This is a genomic window from Bacillus sp. AY18-3 (assembly GCF_008042305.1).
Lineage (GTDB): Bacteria > Bacillota > Bacilli > Bacillales > Bacillaceae_G > Bacillus_A > Bacillus_A wiedmannii.
This window is the reverse complement of the sequence record NZ_QKQR01000040.1, coordinates 76202-92127: the sequence shown is the minus strand read 5'-3', so window position 1 is coordinate 92127 and position 15926 is coordinate 76202. Positions and strand designations below refer to the sequence as shown.

Annotated in this window: 17 protein-coding genes and 1 pseudogene; 14 read left to right on the top strand and 4 right to left on the bottom strand. The window is 32.3% G+C overall.

The features are described from left to right. Positions 1-370: ABC transporter permease (locus DM800_RS27740; protein WP_147788079.1), on the top strand; the 370-nt coding region annotated here is incomplete at its 5' end. 907 nt (positions 371-1277) lie between these two features. Here DM800_RS27740 and DM800_RS27735 read toward each other — a convergent pair. Then, positions 1278-1472, bottom strand: coding sequence for a hypothetical protein (locus tag DM800_RS27735; RefSeq protein WP_060488666.1), 195 nt, complete (start codon positions 1470-1472; stop codon positions 1278-1280). Positions 1473-1747: 275 nt separating this feature from the next. Between DM800_RS27735 and DM800_RS27730 the strand changes: the two genes are divergently transcribed. The 6 genes from DM800_RS27730 to DM800_RS27705 all read left to right on the top strand — a co-directional run bounded on the left by DM800_RS27730 (position 1748) and on the right by DM800_RS27705 (position 7090). After that, positions 1748-2338, top strand: coding sequence for a hypothetical protein (locus DM800_RS27730; protein ID WP_087982465.1), 591 nt, complete (start codon positions 1748-1750; stop codon positions 2336-2338). A gap of 555 nt (positions 2339-2893) precedes the next feature. Beyond that, on the top strand, positions 2894-3907 hold the full coding sequence (locus tag DM800_RS27725; protein WP_147788078.1) for a glycoside hydrolase family 25 protein: 1014 nt from the start codon (positions 2894-2896) through the stop codon (positions 3905-3907). Between the two features lie 177 nt (positions 3908-4084). After that, positions 4085-4936: a peptidylprolyl isomerase PrsA gene (locus DM800_RS27720; RefSeq protein WP_088063290.1), complete on the top strand. Its 852-nt coding sequence runs from the start codon at positions 4085-4087 to the stop codon at positions 4934-4936. Positions 4937-5393: 457 nt separating this feature from the next. Then, positions 5394-5612: a hypothetical protein gene (locus DM800_RS27715; protein ID WP_087980343.1), complete on the top strand. Its 219-nt coding sequence runs from the start codon at positions 5394-5396 to the stop codon at positions 5610-5612. Positions 5613-5889: 277 nt separating this feature from the next. Then, the gene (locus tag DM800_RS27710) at positions 5890-6297 is read left to right on the top strand and encodes a hypothetical protein (protein WP_087980344.1); all 408 of its coding nucleotides are present in this window, start codon (positions 5890-5892) and stop codon (positions 6295-6297) included. Positions 6298-6754: 457 nt separating this feature from the next. Next, positions 6755-7090, top strand: a complete 336-nt coding sequence (locus DM800_RS27705) for a YolD-like family protein (RefSeq protein ID WP_088063291.1) — start codon at positions 6755-6757, stop codon at positions 7088-7090. A 217-nt stretch (positions 7091-7307) separates the two neighbouring features. Here the strand turns inward: DM800_RS27705 and gerPF are convergent, their stop codons facing one another. Continuing rightward, positions 7308-7523 carry a spore germination protein GerPF gene (gerPF, locus tag DM800_RS27700; RefSeq protein WP_001141565.1) on the bottom strand — a complete coding sequence of 72 codons (216 nt, stop codon included), beginning with the start codon at positions 7521-7523 and terminating at the stop codon, positions 7308-7310. A gap of 209 nt (positions 7524-7732) precedes the next feature. Between gerPF and DM800_RS27695 the strand changes: the two genes are divergently transcribed. The 5 genes and pseudogenes from DM800_RS27695 to DM800_RS27675 all read left to right on the top strand — a co-directional run bounded on the left by DM800_RS27695 (position 7733) and on the right by DM800_RS27675 (position 10434). Next, a complete protein-coding gene (locus DM800_RS27695) occupies positions 7733-8068 on the top strand; it encodes a hypothetical protein (RefSeq protein WP_001066867.1) in 336 nt (111 codons plus the stop codon). A 41-nt stretch (positions 8069-8109) separates the two neighbouring features. After that, positions 8110-8303, top strand: a pseudogene (locus tag DM800_RS27690) (hypothetical protein). A gap of 132 nt (positions 8304-8435) precedes the next feature. After that, on the top strand, positions 8436-9143 hold the full coding sequence (locus DM800_RS27685) for an SDR family oxidoreductase (RefSeq protein WP_147788077.1): 708 nt from the start codon (positions 8436-8438) through the stop codon (positions 9141-9143). A gap of 210 nt (positions 9144-9353) precedes the next feature. Next, the gene (locus tag DM800_RS27680) at positions 9354-10013 is read left to right on the top strand and encodes a DUF6944 family repetitive protein (protein ID WP_088063293.1); all 660 of its coding nucleotides are present in this window, start codon (positions 9354-9356) and stop codon (positions 10011-10013) included. A gap of 208 nt (positions 10014-10221) precedes the next feature. Continuing rightward, entirely contained in the window at positions 10222-10434 is a 213-nt protein-coding gene (locus DM800_RS27675) for a YqaE/Pmp3 family membrane protein (RefSeq protein ID WP_078418528.1), read from the top strand. 63 nt (positions 10435-10497) lie between these two features. Here the strand turns inward: DM800_RS27675 and DM800_RS27670 are convergent, their stop codons facing one another. Then, on the bottom strand, positions 10498-10704 hold the full coding sequence (locus DM800_RS27670) for a KTSC domain-containing protein (protein WP_179955714.1): 207 nt from the start codon (positions 10702-10704) through the stop codon (positions 10498-10500). Between the two features lie 469 nt (positions 10705-11173). Here DM800_RS27670 and DM800_RS27665 point away from each other — a divergent pair, with 469 nt between their 5' ends. After that, the gene (locus DM800_RS27665) at positions 11174-13705 is read left to right on the top strand and encodes a PBP1A family penicillin-binding protein (protein WP_147788075.1); all 2532 of its coding nucleotides are present in this window, start codon (positions 11174-11176) and stop codon (positions 13703-13705) included. 79 nt (positions 13706-13784) lie between these two features. Here DM800_RS27665 and DM800_RS27660 read toward each other — a convergent pair whose 3' ends face one another. After that, on the bottom strand, positions 13785-14066 hold the full coding sequence (locus DM800_RS27660; RefSeq protein WP_060488674.1) for a hypothetical protein: 282 nt from the start codon (positions 14064-14066) through the stop codon (positions 13785-13787). Positions 14067-14303: 237 nt separating this feature from the next. Here DM800_RS27660 and DM800_RS27655 point away from each other — a divergent pair, with 237 nt between their 5' ends. Next, a complete protein-coding gene (locus tag DM800_RS27655; protein ID WP_147788074.1) occupies positions 14304-15449 on the top strand; it encodes an MFS transporter in 1146 nt (381 codons plus the stop codon). Positions 15450-15926: the final 477 nt, after the last annotated feature.

The following is a 15926-nucleotide window of genomic DNA, read 5'->3' as shown; positions in this document are numbered from 1 at the left end:
TTTTCCGGAACAGGTTGATTTAGCGAATGAATATAATGCAGCAACATCTATTTTTATTCCGAAGACTAAAGGGGTATATAGTGTATTAGGGAATATAACATTCTCTCCAAATGATTTTAATGTAAATTACAGAGCTAGAGTTGAGATTCGTGTGAATGGAAATCCAGCAATAGCAATTGATAATGATTTCTTTGGGACTGGTGTATTTTTTAACAATGATGTTTCAGTAACGTCTATTCTTCAATTAGAAGCAGGGGATTCAGTTGAAGTTTTTGCTGAGAGTAGTGTTGCCGGAGTAATTGTTCAAAATGTTAATGGTTTGAATACGGTTCATTTTGAAGCTGCAAGATTTCCTTCTCCAATTAAATAACGAAGAGAATAAAATACTTTTCAGTAGGTTTAGTTAATCCCCTACACCAAATGGTGGGGGATTATTATTATTTTTCTAAAATATATAAGTAAATAGGCTAAATATAGTTTGTTTCAGGAGAATTTCACATGCTAGGATGTAAGGTTGAAAGTGCTAGCTTATTATGAGTATTAGATATTCTGCAGGTAATAAAAAGAGTACAACGAAACAAGTAACATGGTTGTGAAAGTTCTTAGGCATTACATTTGCTAGTAGTCTTATGGAATAGAAAAGATATCTAAATTTATTAATACATAAAAGGCCGTATAATTACGGGCTTTTTCTTTACTATATAGAAATTACATATTTAACATAGGTTTGTGTAGGTATTGCTATTGTATAGAAAGGAAAAACATTAAGACGATTACACTATATAAAAATAAAATAAATCCTAAGATGAGTAGTATGGGATGCAACTTGAACATTTTTGACCTCCTTGAGTATATAAAGAATTTTAATACATATTTGGTCAATTTAGAAGGGGAATATATTAATGAATGATGATTGAATCAATACACTAATTTAACAGAATAGTGAACGTATAATAAATAAAGGAGTATTGTTGATTACACATTGATTAAATTGTTTATAAGCAGCAGATAGGTTGATCGCCCGTGAAATATAAAAGTGAGCAGGTTTATGTGTACAGAATGAGAGATAAATGAAAAAAAGAGCATACATAAAAAGTACGCTCTAAAGAAAGATAGGTTTTATGAGTGGATAATTTCCATACGATAATATATGCTCGGTTAATAAAAACGTGTGAAAAATCAATAGATTATCAATGGAATAACATGAAATGAGTAATTTTGGTCTATTCCCGTCGTCGCGGAGCTAACCAAATTGTAAGGATTGTGAATAGAATGGATTAACAACTGGATAATGATCGTACTTCAGTTTCGTATTTCTTATAGTTTGGATATTGCGTAATAGTTTGACACTTAGGTGTGGAAAGTTGGTTAATTATAGAAACATTTGTAATTACCTCGTTACATGGACCGAAAAATGTGATTTTTAGTTTTGAGTTTGGTGGAACTTTAACCACGATAGGTTTTTTTTTCATAAAATCAGCTCCTCATATGCAGCATCTTATTCTGCACTTTTTCGTTCAGATTATAAAGGCGTATTAATATAATATGAAATTTTAGTTGAGTTGATAATAATATGGGGTTTTATGCCGTGGTGAAAATGTGGGAAATGCATAGGAAACTGAGAATGTTCTATAAAATGTTTAATCGATATAATAGGTAAAAGCAAAAAATAAGTAATTTATCTAATACACTTTTTTCCTTGATACATATTATAGTAGTAAGAATTGTATTAGGAGGTAATGAAAGAGTGCAAGAAAATGTACAAGCTCAGCTTTCACCACCGTGGATCACATATTTCAATGAGTTAAAAAATTCAATTGGTGCTGATCCAACTGTTTCAGTTGGTCCGCTAATTCCAGTTGGCGGGAATTATATTATTTTAGTGCATGCGTTAAGTAATGAAAAAGCGATAGCGTTAGCAACGCTTCTAAAATCTTTTGTAGAATTTGGGAATGTAAGTGTAACAGTTATTGTAACTAATAATGAAAATAACATTGTAAATCCACTTCCATGTCCACTAGATGCATTTGAAATTGCTCATTTATTTCAAGTGGCGTTAGAAAATAATCCTTATTTTGAACAAGTTGTTGTACAGCCGCAGCTTCCTGGTGGATCAAATGTTGTCTTTCCAGTTTTTACTGCGCAAGTGATTCAATTTTTTAATGATGATATTTCAAATTTATGTCAAACATTTACTGGTGTTGCTGCAAATGTATTTCATGATGTAATGAACGATGACATTTGTGATATCCCAATTTTATTCTCCACAAGCTGTGTTCCGAGCGGTGAGAGTGCACAATTACAAAATACAGAGTTGACACCAAAACTGTTTTACTAAATTGTAAGAAGACATTTTCATTAATAGAAAATGTCTTTTTTGTATGCATAAACGTTACTTTGTCTAGCTAATTACAGGTTAACAAGCTGTGAATCATGAACGAAACTGCCACTGATGAAAGAGTTACAGAATTTCATATAGTATGTAAAAGTAGTCTGTTTGAATTGAAAATATATAAGAAATGTGAGGGAAATCATTTTCGTGAATATAGAATAATCGCAAGAAACACAGTAAGTTAGCTGTCATACATATGTTTATTAGTCTAAAGAAGATTAATATCGATGAGTAGTAATAATGAAAACGTTTCTAATAATAGCGCTAATGAAAGGTTAATTAATTGATATTATTTACTAATAGATGATAGTGCATATCTCGAATTTGTGAATGAGCTGTATGAAAAATAAATAAAATTAGTGGAAGTTTAATTAAAAGATTATATGTTTTGAAAAATAATATAGATTCTCCTTATTTATATTATAGATAGCTAGTATTAGGCATAAGGGGCTTTCAATAAGACAAGCTTTGAATATGATATTAAAAAGGGGATGAATTGTAGTGGGGTATATTATCGATATTTCAAAATGGAATGGAACTATTGATTGGGATATTGCAGCATCTCGGCTAGATTTAGTTATTGCTAGAGTTCAAGATGGCTCGAATACGGTAGATTTTATGTATCAAAATTATGTGAATGAAATGAAGAAACGCAGTATTCCATTTGGTAATTATGCATTTTGTCGCTTTATATCTATTGCTGATGCAAGGAAAGAGGCACAAGATTTTTGGAGTCGTGGCGATAAATCTGCTAAGTTTTGGGTGGTGGACGTAGAAATTCAAACGATGATGGATATGCAAGGGGGGACACAAGCGTTTATAGATGAATTACGCCGTTTAGGTGCGAAAAAAGTAGGGCTATACGTGGGGCATCACACGTATGTATCATTTGGAGCACATAATATTGAAGTTGATTTTGTATGGATTCCTCGTTATGGAGGAAATAAGCCAGCATATCCGTGTGATATTTGGCAATATACTGATGCGGGAAATGTTCCTGGTATTGGGAAATGTGATTTAAATCAATTAATAGGAAATAAGTCGCTTTCTTGGTTTATAGGTTCGGATCAAGTAAATCAATCTATTCAATTTAACAAAGAGAATACACAGCAATCAAATGGTATTGGTATTGCAGTTTCAAAATATCCTGATGGATATGGCATAAACGTATATGAAAATCCTACGAATCCTCAGTTTACAGGTACAATCACTCAAAAAAATCCATATTTAGTCTTACATGGTTATTGGGAAGACGCAGATAAAGATATGATTTGCTTAGGCAATGATAAACAGTGGGTATATGTAAAACATTTTGATGTAGAATGGTTTTATGCAGTTTCAAAATATCCTGTTGGGTATGGAGTGAATTATTATGCAGAGCCTGAATGTATAAATTATAAAGGAAATATTGATGGATCAAAATCTTTTCGTGTGTGGGGAAGAGCCAAAAATGCAGTAGATATCGGGCAAAATAATTGGATACTGGAAGAACATGTAACTATTAAGAATCTATAGGAATACGTAAAGGGTCATTTTACTGATAAATAGTAAGATGACCTTTAATATTTGAACAAAAAAGAACAAGATACATAGTTTATTCAAATGAAATGAATTACATGTGGAAAACACATTGTTAACACAAGTACATTGTATAGTTATTCTTATATAATAATAAAAGTGAGGTATTTTGAATTGAAAAAGAAAAAGCTATTTTTAGGAACAATTATTTCATGCGTACTACTGGCATTATCGGCATGTGGTTCCTCAGACAATGTAGTAACATCAAAAGTAGGAAATGTTACAGAGAAAGAGTTAAGTAAAGAATTAAGGCAAAAATATGGGGAAAGTACTTTATACCAAATGGTGTTAAGTAAGGCGTTGCTAGATAAATATAAAGTTTCAGATGAGGAAGCAAAAAAACAAGTAGAAGAAGCAAAAGATAAAATGGGTGACAACTTCAAATCGACTTTAGAGCAAGTTGGATTGAAAAATGAAGATGAATTAAAAGAAAAAATGAAGCCAGAAATCGCATTTGAGAAAGCGATTAAAGCGACTGTCACAGAAAAAGATGTAAAAGATAACTATAAACCAGAAATGAAGGTAAGTCACATTTTAGTGAAAGATGAAAAGACTGCTAAAGAAGTGAAAGAGAAAGTAAATAATGGAGAAGATTTTGCAGCTTTAGCGAAGCAATATTCAGAGGATACTGGTTCAAAAGAACAAGGTGGGGAAATAACTGGTTTTGCTCCAGGGCAAACGGTGAAAGAATTTGAGGAAGCTGCATATAAATTAAATGCAGGACAAGTAAGTGAGTCAGTAAAAACAACTTACGGGTACCATATTATTAAAGTGACAGATAAAAAAGAATTGAAGCCATTTGATGAAGTAAAAGATCAAATTCGTAAAGATTTAGAACAGCAAAGACTACAAGATACGACAGGTAAATGGAAACAGCAAGTAGTTAATGATTTATTGAAAGATGCTGGTATTAAAGTGAATGATAAAGAATTTAAAAATACATTTGAATTTCTAGAAAAGAAATAATGATTGTAATTAGAAAAGGGAACCTATATAGGTTCCCTTTTCTAGTTAGTGTGTGTGTTATAAATAGATAGTAAGACAATATAATATTACATTTAAATATTAAGAATTACAATGGGAATTTATGTATTTTTTAAAAATTGGAATGATCAATGCTTCATAGAATGTTGATATTATAATGTTTCGTTTGCTTAATTTCATTCCACTATTTGCATGTAGTCTGATTGGCGCGGGCTAATTAAAACCTGAAGTGATTTAAGTTTTTCTTTATTGAAGTGGATAAACATAATTTGCAGAATGAAACATACAATAGTATTGAAAAAATATTGATGTTAAATGAAGTGAAAAGCAGAGCATTCTACTAAAAAAGAATGTTCTTTTTAGTATGAAATTTTCAGAGGAAAGAATGCTTTTAAAGAAATTATTTAATAGATAAATATATTACGTAGGAGGAGAAAATATGAAAGTAATTTTTCAAAGAGAAGGTGGAGGGAAGGTTTTTGAATCGTATGATGAAGATATAAGCAACTTATTAGCTATTTTAAAAGAAACGAAAGGGATCAAGATTGGGATGGTTGAGTATGAAGTATTAAAATACGAATTAGAGTATTTTCGTAACCCAAAAAAAGCAGTAACAGAGAGGGAGTTACATATAATAGTACAACCAAAATATATGTAATAATAAGGGGCAATTATTTATAAATAGTTTTATACATTATGTACGAAAAGAGAGTGTTTAAATTGCTCTCTTTTCATAGAAATTCATAAGGAATGAATTGTGGTTCGTTATAAATTCCTTAAATTTTGTGAGTTCGTTCTTTATAATATATGCTTTCATTTATAGTTGGTTAATAAACTTGAAAAATTAAAACGTTTTAGTTTAGGCAGGGATTTTATATTCGAGTAGATAAATATTCATATAAAGTATTTTATATATGAATATTGGAGGAGTAAAAATGAGTTTAGCAAGTTATATAGGGTGCAATGTAGAAATTCCGTTAACGGATCCAGATTCTAATGATGTAATTGTTTTTGGGTCGTGCTTTTCAGATGAAAGTATGCTTGAAATTGTACAAGAGTTTCAATTTCAAACAAGTTACACGTATGAAGTTTCAACGAGCTGGGGCATTGAACTTGTTGAGTGGCAAAGTGAAAAGGAGAAGAAAGAAGCTAAAAAAAAGCTATTAGCTTTATGCTCGATTATGGAAGGTTATTTAAATGAGGGGGACTATTTTGAATTATTCAGTTGTTGGGTTGGTGATGAAGATCAGGAACGAGTGGGAGAATTAAAATTAAAAATAAATCATTTTAATATAGATGAGATTTGTATCCCGGAAAGAACGCTTGTCAGGATAGAAAAGTAAATATGGAAATATACGTTATTAGAAAAAAGCGACTTCACTTTGTATGAAGTCGCTTTTTCTGTTGATATGTGGACGGCCTATTATATAAGAAGTGAAAAGCTCACTTGATGAAGAAAAAATAAATGATGGATAAAAATATAATTTAAATCATTCCAAAAGAACGTAAGTTCGTGTATAATTAGAACGAATGTTCTTGTATGTGTAGATAGTATACGAATAAGAAATAAAGTGAAACTTTAATAAGCAGGGTGTTCATCGTCCGTTATTTATTAGCTTTCACCAATTAAGCGTTAACGGGCAGTTGATTTTCGTCTTACCTCCTCGCATATAGCGGATTTTGAGGTAGGAGCTTCACTACCTGTTAATGCCGGATAAATATGAGCCTAGCATTATGAAAGAATAATTGAGTACCATTATGTGTGAAATTGAATGGATAAATGATCAAGGAGATAAAGAAATGAATGATGTAAAGGTGCAGAAAATAGAAAGAGAATGGGTTCCATTTACAGTAATGTCGGAACAGTTGTTAAGTTTGCGAAAGGTTATTGGAGAGAAGTTTAAAGTACAAAAACCGCTCTTAACAAACGAAGCAAAAGAGAGAATTTCTGATAAATTATTAACGTCATTATTGTCTGAGAAAGAAATATTGGTGACATATTTTGAAGATGGTTACATCCTTACAAGTTATATGACAGTAGTGCATATAAACCCGCTAAAGCGCATTGTAATATGTACGGACGCATTTTATAAAACTTACGTATTTAATACTTCTGATATTATTGAAATAACGTAAAGGAAGCTGAAATTTCAATTTTAGCTTCCTTTACGTTATTTTAGATGAGGGATATAAATAATGAAACGAAAAAGCAGCTAGCTTCATACTAGCTGCTGAGCCCCAGGGAAAGGGAGAAAAAGATAGGGTACTCCAAAAATCAATAATAGCTGTGTAACAGCCTAATTATAGTATAGACAAATTTAAAATTCCTAAACAGAACGATGAAAAAATAGGATTAGGCTGTACCCACTTGGTTTTGATCTGCAAGGTCAGAATCAAACGTATTAGTCGCGCTCACGCCATTAAAAGTATTAACAACAAAACCAACGTTTGAAGCACCAGATCCATTATAAGCCTTCGTATTTTCTTTCGGAGAAACGTTGTAGAAATCGCCTAAGTTAAATGAACCGTTACTATTTTGTACAACTAAATTCCCTACAACTGAGGGCATAGTTTTCACCCGCTTTACAATCATTTGTTAACATTACTATATGGCCTTATAGTCCAAATGGTTCATGTAACAAAAATTGTGGAATAGTAAAACGTTTGAAGTGTAGCTTAATCCTACAATAAAAGTATGTTAAAATTAATGTAAGGTCGATTAATTTTAAAAAACAATTGTATAATTAATATATACAAAATCAAAGGAGGCAAAATGTAATGAATAATGTTATAAAAAAAGTAGATTTAACAGATGCAAAATCAAGTAATCTTGTTGCACTTATTTATAGCAATGAAGTTATATTGGTTGAAGAAGCATTTTGTCCAAATGAAATAAAATTAAAGTTTAATGAAATTGCAATTTTATCGGCTATTAAAACAGCACATATAATGAAAGTATCCATCAGAAAAGAACTGGAAGCAATTTTTCATGACACTGGTGTTTTATTTGTGAAGCATAGTGTTGATTATGGAAATAGTCAATCTATCACTATGCATTTTGAACAATTCAAAAAGTTGCAAAATGAGATTGAGAATTTAAATAAAAATCGGTAATCAGAATAGATGAAGATTCTTTCATAGAGGTTAACTGTTCTATGTTGAAAAAATGGTTTAAAATTTTTTTAGATGAATCTCACTGTAAGCATAAATATGGTTTTATTAAGGATAATGAAGATTTTAAAAGAGGTAATCTAGGTGTAACTTTTATATATTGTGTGAGAAATGCGGGAAAGAGAAGCTGAAATATAAAAGCAATAACGAAATAAATAATGACTTTTTTGATATATAAGCAAGAGTAACTGTTATGGTTACTCTTTTTGCTTACATAAAAACTCCTACTAAAGTATGAAATGAGTTGATACTTTAGTAAATGGCTGAATGAAAAGGGAGAGTGTAAAATTTTATAAAGGAGGAGAGGTATATGCAGCGAAACGAAACTGGAAAAGTTGTAATGATTACAGGAGTGACGCAAGGATTAGGTCGTGCAATGGTTGATCGATTTCATGAATTGGGATGGAATATATATGGCTGTGGACGTTCAAAAGATAAAGTTGAAGAATTGAAAAAATATTACGGTAATATACATGATTTTCAAATAATCGATGTTTCAGACTCCCAGCAAGTAAGTAATTGGGCGAGTTATATACTTCATAGATATAGAGCACCTGACTTGTTAATAAATAATGCATCGATTGTTAATAAAAATGCGCCACTGTGGAAAGTAACAGCTCAAGAATTCGAAAATGTAATGAATGTAAACGTAAATGGTGTAGTAAATGTAATTAGGGCATTTGTCCCAGCGATGGTAGCTAGGAAAGAAGGAATGATTATTAATATGAGTTCTAGTTGGGGCCGAGAGGGAGAAGCTGAGCTGGCGCCATATTGTGCCTCAAAGTTTGCAATTGAAGGTATCACGAAATCTATGGCACTTGAATTACCCTATGGTATGGCTGTAGTTGCTTTAGATCCGGGCGGAAGTATTAGGAGCCCAATGCTGTATTCATGTGCACCACAGTATGTAAATGAATCACCCACACCTGAAATGTGGTCACATCATGCGATTCAATATATATTAAATATAACAATAGATAAAAATGGAGCTTCATTGACATGCCCAGAATGTATGTAAATATATTTTGAATTGTATACGTATCTTTTAATTAGCATATTTTCAGTGATATACGCTTTGTCTAAAAAAAAGTACCTTAAAGGTGCTTTTTTGTATGATTAACACATTTTAGAATGCACAAAATTACATATAGAAAATAAATATGAGATAAAGGATGTCATTTGTGTATGGCGAAAAAAGCACTAGAAAATTTCTAAATAGGTGATAAAAATGAATCCAAGCGGTTTAAAAGTGACAGGAGCATGGTTTCAAGTAGGAGGAAATCTTACTGCGGCTATTGGGACGACAAGAGGATTTATTGGAGAAGAGAAAGTTGAATCAGATCTTGTAATTGTAGGAAGCTCATTACAAGCCCTCGGTTATATATTACAAATAATAGCGAGTAATGATACCGGAAATGAAGCTGAAAGAGAAAATCAAAATATGTGTTTGGAGAATAAAAGTGAAATGCTTGATAAAATGGGCATTGAATTATTAGCATTAGGGAATATATCAAATGTAATAGGAACATATTTTAATATAAATAAACAATTGAAAGAGAATGATTATCTCATAATTATCGGGAACAGTTTACAATCGATTGGTGCTTTTTTAGGAGTAGAAGCAGCTTTACTTCAGATGAAAGCAATACAGAGAATTATAATACTAGGTAATTCTTTGCAAAGTTTAGGTGCTGGACTTCAAGCGTATCAAGGTATTATTAATGTATCAAAGAACGAAATAGAAAATGAAGGTAGTATGGTTGATAAGAAGAATGAGAAGATAATAGCACTCATTGGTATTTGGATACAAGCAATAGGAACTATTATTTCTGCGATTGGATTAACTATAATAGAGAAAGAAGACAGATTAGAAAAAATAAAAATATGAAAATACACATTTGATAAAGGAAGGGGGATTTTAATTTTACATACGTGGTAAGATTGAAGTAGTAGGTTTTTAGGCATTTGAATAGAATATATAAGAGTAGAAAAGTTTTTCATGCTTAATTGGAATTTATGAAATATAAAAATAATTGGTTTTGTGAGCGTATGAAAAGAAGAGAGATAAAAAATACAAAACAAGGAGTTTTCAAGCGATGATGTATTTGTTGGCAATTCTACTTCCACCTGTAGCCGTATTATTTTGTGGAAAACCATTTCAAGCAATAATTAATTTCATATTAACATTAATATTTTGGGTTCCAGGGGTTATACATGCGATTTTAGTTGTACACGATAAAAAAGCAGATCGGCGATTAAAAAAACAAATTCAAGCATATGATGACATGAATAAGAGAAATAGAAGATAGCTGAGTCGTGAAATGAAAAAAGAAAGGGGGATTACCTCCTTTCTTTTTTCATTTCGTTTAAGTTTAAATTTTAGTATAGCGGAAAGAATTTTTAATATAAGTATTGTGATAATTCGTTTTAGAATGTGCATTTAATAAACCGGTGTAAATGTTTTCAGGCACGTTAAAGAAATCATACATTCCATTCTTTAATTGAATACGTAAAATCATAGAAAATGGATTATAGCCAACAGCAACTATACTTTTTGAAATCACGGGAGATAATTCCATTATTACGCAACTCCTTGCTTTTCAATTTTTATAATTTCTTGTAGATGTTGGGGTTGGGATGTTGAAATCCTTATAATTAAAGAGGTATGATACTTATATGCAATATATTAAATGTTCGTTATACGTAATTATAAGGAAGTTCACACGAAGTACATATCGTTGTGCTATTTTTATTTCACCTTTGATTTATAAATAAGAAAATATTGACCATTTGAAAAAAAGGTATATTATTTATACGAGGTATTAAAAATTCACTTTTTACATTCTATGCTTAAAGGGGCAGCATTATTAGGAAAAATAGAAGTGAAAATACTTTGTATAAGAAGTATTCTAAATTTTATAATCTGTGAATTAGGAAAATATTGAATGCTCCAGGTCAATATACTTTCTTAATTAAATTCATTTTAGAAAGTGACCTCAATATTTTTAAGTAAATCAACGGGAGAATTGAAAGGCAGGAGAAAGTAACATGTCAGAAAATTATCGTTCTCGAGAGGAGCGACGACAAGTTAAAAAGAAAAAACAGCCAGCTTCTAAAACACAAAAACCAAAAGGAAAAACATCGTTCTTTCGTAAGTTTTTAATTACTTGTTTATTACTTGGTATTGTTGGTTTAGTGGCGGGGGTTGCTACCTTCTTTGTAATGATTAAGGATGCACCAAAACTTGAGAAAGCAAAACTTGTTAATCCGTTATCCTCAAAAATTTATGATAAAAATGGCGATTTGGTATATGAATACGGAAAAGAAAAGCGGACGAATGTTACGTATGATCAAATTCCTAAATTAGTAGAAAATGCATTTTTAGCAACAGAGGATGCACGTTTTTACGAGCATAGCGGAGTAGACTTTAAAGGTACTGCCCGTGCTGTTTTGGTGAGTCTTAAAGGAGATTACGGTTCACAAGGTGGAAGTACAATAACGCAACAGGTTATTAAAAACTACTTCTTATCGATGGAAAAAACATCAAAACGTAAGGTTCAGGAAATATATTTAGCGTATAAACTAGAACAACAATATTCAAAACATGAAATTTTAGAAATGTATTTAAATAAAATTAACTTAGGAAACCGTTCATACGGTATCGCAACAGCAGCACAAAACTACTATGGTAAAGAATTGAAAGAGTTAACATTACCAGAAGTTGCGATGCTTGCAGGTTTACCGAAAGCACCGAATAACTATGATCCAACAAAAACGGAAAATATTCAAAGGGCAACAGAAAGAAGAAATGTTGTACTAGGATTAATGAATCGACATGGATATATTACGAAGGCAGAAATGGAAGAAGCTTCGAAAGTTGAAGTGACAAAGGGACTTAAGACAGCAACGGAACTTCAAGCAATGCCACATACTGCATTTATGGATGCAGTAGTTAAAGAGGTAGAAAAGGAAATACCAGATGTAAATATTGGATCAGATGGTTTAGAAATCTATACAACATTAGACCCGAAAGCACAGCGATTTGCTGATAAGATTTTAAATGAAAATATTATTAATTATCCAAATGATAAATTCCAAGGTGCTTTCACATTTATGGATACGAAAACAGGTGAGGTTCGTGCTATAGGTAGTGGACGTGGTGAAAATAAAGCAGTATTTAAAGGGCATAATATGGCAATTGAATTAGATCGTGCAGCTGGTTCAACTATGAAGCCAATCTTTGATTATGGTCCTGCAATTGAATACTTAAAATGGGCTACGTATCATCAAATTGATGATTCTCCATTTAAATATTCAACTGGACAAGAACTTCGAAATGCTGACAGAAGTCATTTAGGCCCAATTACTATGCGTGAAGCGTTAAAAATGTCACGTAACGTTCCAGCAGTTAAAACTGCAAAAGAAGTAGGACTTAATAAATCAAAGGAGTTCTCTGAGAAATTAGGTATTACATTTGATTCAGCACCGAAAGAATCTACAGCGATTGGTACAAACGAAGTATCACCAACTGAAATAGCAGGTGCTTATGCGACATTTGGTAATGGTGGAAAGTATGCAAAACCGCATTTTGTTAAGAAAATAGTTTATCCAGACGGAAAATCACAAAGTTTTGAGCAAAAACCAAAACAAGTTATAGCTGACTCTACAGCATATATGATTACTGATATGCTTCGCTCAGTAGTAACATCAGGTACTGGTACAGCGGCAAATATAAGTTCTTTAGATGTAGCTGGAAAAACAGGTACAACAAACTATGATTCAAAACAATTAGCGAAATTTAATATTCCGGAAAGTGCAACTCGTGATAGTTGGTTTGCAGGTTATACGCCGCAATATACGATGGCAGTATGGACTGGATATATGAAAGATGGTAAAGACGAGTATATTAGTAGTAAAAATACGAAAATTGCACAACTGATCTTTAAAGAAATGATGAGTGAAATGGCTACGGATAAATCACGCTTTAAAATGCCTAGTAGTGTAATTCAAGAAGGCAGTGAGTTACGTATAAAAGGTGAAAAACGTGATTCTTCTCCAAATACGAGCGTACCGGACACGACAGAACAACCAAAACAAGATCAGCAGCAAAAAACTGAAGAAGAGAAAAAGCAAGAAGAATTAAAGAAACAAGAAGAACTGAAAAAACAAGAAGAACAAAAGAAACAAGAGGAACTTAAGAAGAAAGAAGAACAAAAGAAACAAGAAGAAGAAAAGAAACAAAATGAACAAAATAATGGAAATGGCCAAGGAACGACACCTCCAGCAAATAACGGAGGAGGCCAAGGAAATACAACACCTCCAGCGAATAATGGAGGAGGCCAAGGAAATACGACACCTCCAGCGAATAACGGAGGAGGCCAAGGAAATACGACACCTCCAGCGAATAATGGAGGAGGCCAAGGAAATACAACACCTCCAGCGAATAATGGAGGAGGTCAAGGAAATACAACACCTCCAGCAAATAATGGAGGAGGTCAAGGAAATACAACACCTCCAGCGACCACACAACCAGATACTGGCGGGAATGCAGGAGAAGTCCCTGTCAATAATGGACAATAAGAGAAGTTAATAAAAAGTACAAAAAAGCACTTAAGATTTGTAAAAATTACAATCTTAAGTGCTTTTTTATCGTTTAAATTTAAATGTTAAAAGTACCGTAGAAATTTTGAAAATAAATTGATGGAAAATGATAAAAAACTTGAGCCTGAGGCAATGGAGTATAACTGGGGTTGTAAAAGGTAGTACTACTTGGATGTGCGCCATGATGCCAAAATGAGGGAGTAACTTGACCTGGAATTTGATATTGTTGCCAAGTTGCAGGAAGTTCAATTCCTACATCGGAACTAGCTGTATGAACGGCTGGAACGTGTATCCCAGGAGTCGAAGGAACGACGGCTGTTACTCTTGAAGATACCCACATAACATAATCACTCCTAAGTTGTGATAATAAAGTAGTATATTCTTTTCACGCGTATAAAGGTACATATAGATAGGACTTTAGGCCAATGTATACTTATAAAGTTGTAAGACCAATTTATATTGATGGTGGACCATTTATTATAAAAAGTTACGTCTATTTACGGAGGGAAAAGGGACTAAGAAAATGTAAAATGGAGGTGTTAATTGCAAGAATATACGTGTTTATGGAGGAATTTTAATGGAACGATTATGGACGAAATCATTTATTCAAATGACTTTCGCAATGTTATTTTTATTTACAGGATTTTATTTACTTGTACCAACGCTCCCGCTCTTTATTAAAGAGATAGGCGGCAATGAATCACAAGTTGGACTTATGATGGGAATGTTTACAATAGCAGCAGTTGTAATACGACCGATTATCGGAGGAATGTTAGATCAATATGGGAGAAGATCTTTTATTATTTTCGGACTCGTCTTTTTTGGGATAACGATGTATTCTTATAATTTAGCATCGACTATTGTTCTTTTAGCTGTTTTACGGGTTATTCATGGCGTGACATGGGCTGTTTCTACAACAGCTGTTGGAACAGCAATAACTGATATTATTCCAGATTCACGCCGTGGTGAAGGTATGGGTTGGTACGGGATGGCTATGACAATTGCAATGGCGATCGGCCCAATGATTGGATTATCGGTTGTACAACATTATTCATTTCACGGCCTATTCTTGTTGGCAACTCTTTTATCCTTTATGGCAGTCCTATTATCGTTCATGACGAAAATGCCATTCACACCACAAAAAGAAAAAGGGAAAATGCAGTTGTTTGAAAAATCGGTTCTCTCCATTACAATTGTAGTTTTCTTTTTATCATTTGCATATGGAGGAATTACGACGTTTTTACCGCTATTTGCATCTTCAATCGATGTGAATCCTGGGACATTCTTTCTTGTATATGCAGTTGCTTTAACGATTGTAAGACCAATTTCAGGAAAACTATTAGATAAGTATGGAGAAGTATTTATTATACTCCCGGCACTATGTATTACGATTATCGCGATAGTTGTATTAACGATTTCAAATAGTTTAATAGGGGTAGTTATCGCAGCTGCATTATACGGTGTTGGATTCGGTTCAGCACAGCCCGCATTACAAGCAGCGATGCTTACAATTGTTGATCCGAGTAAAAGAGGAGTTGCTAACGCTTCATTCTTTACCGCATTTGATTTAGGGATTGGACTTGGTACGATTTTACTTGGAGTTGTTTCGCAAATGTTCGGTTACCGTATTTTATTTGCAGGTAGTGCAATTTCAGGACTAATCGCTTTCATTATTTTTGTCATTTTTGTAAAACAGCGATTAGGTAAAAAAGAATTTGCGTAAACGAGAGGAACAAAGATCAAAATTTTAATTGAACATGACGCTCTACAATGGTTTAAGGAAGAATTCTGAATATAGCATGTTAATAGTCCAATTCAGCCTGGATATTCTTTAGGAATAGTCTTTAGGAAACTATGCGGTAAATTATGTAAGTTAAGGAAGGAGACATTCTATTTTTTTTTTTTTTTTTGAATGTTGATGATCTTTAGCACTTTCAAAACTATCATTTAGTTGTAGGTTAGTACGGGGAAACGTAGGAATTTAATTTAATTATGTAAAATAATAACTTTTTTAAAAGTAAATAAGTTTTATATAAGAATTATATTGAAGAGATAGTGAAATAAATATTATGAAGAAACGAGTTGTATATGTGTACAACTCGTTTTTTTTATTTTCTTAAAAAAATGGGAGAATGATATGTTCTGTAGGATTTTCTGATTCATCCTTATATTTTGTTTTAATAAGGCGAACAAAGAAGTC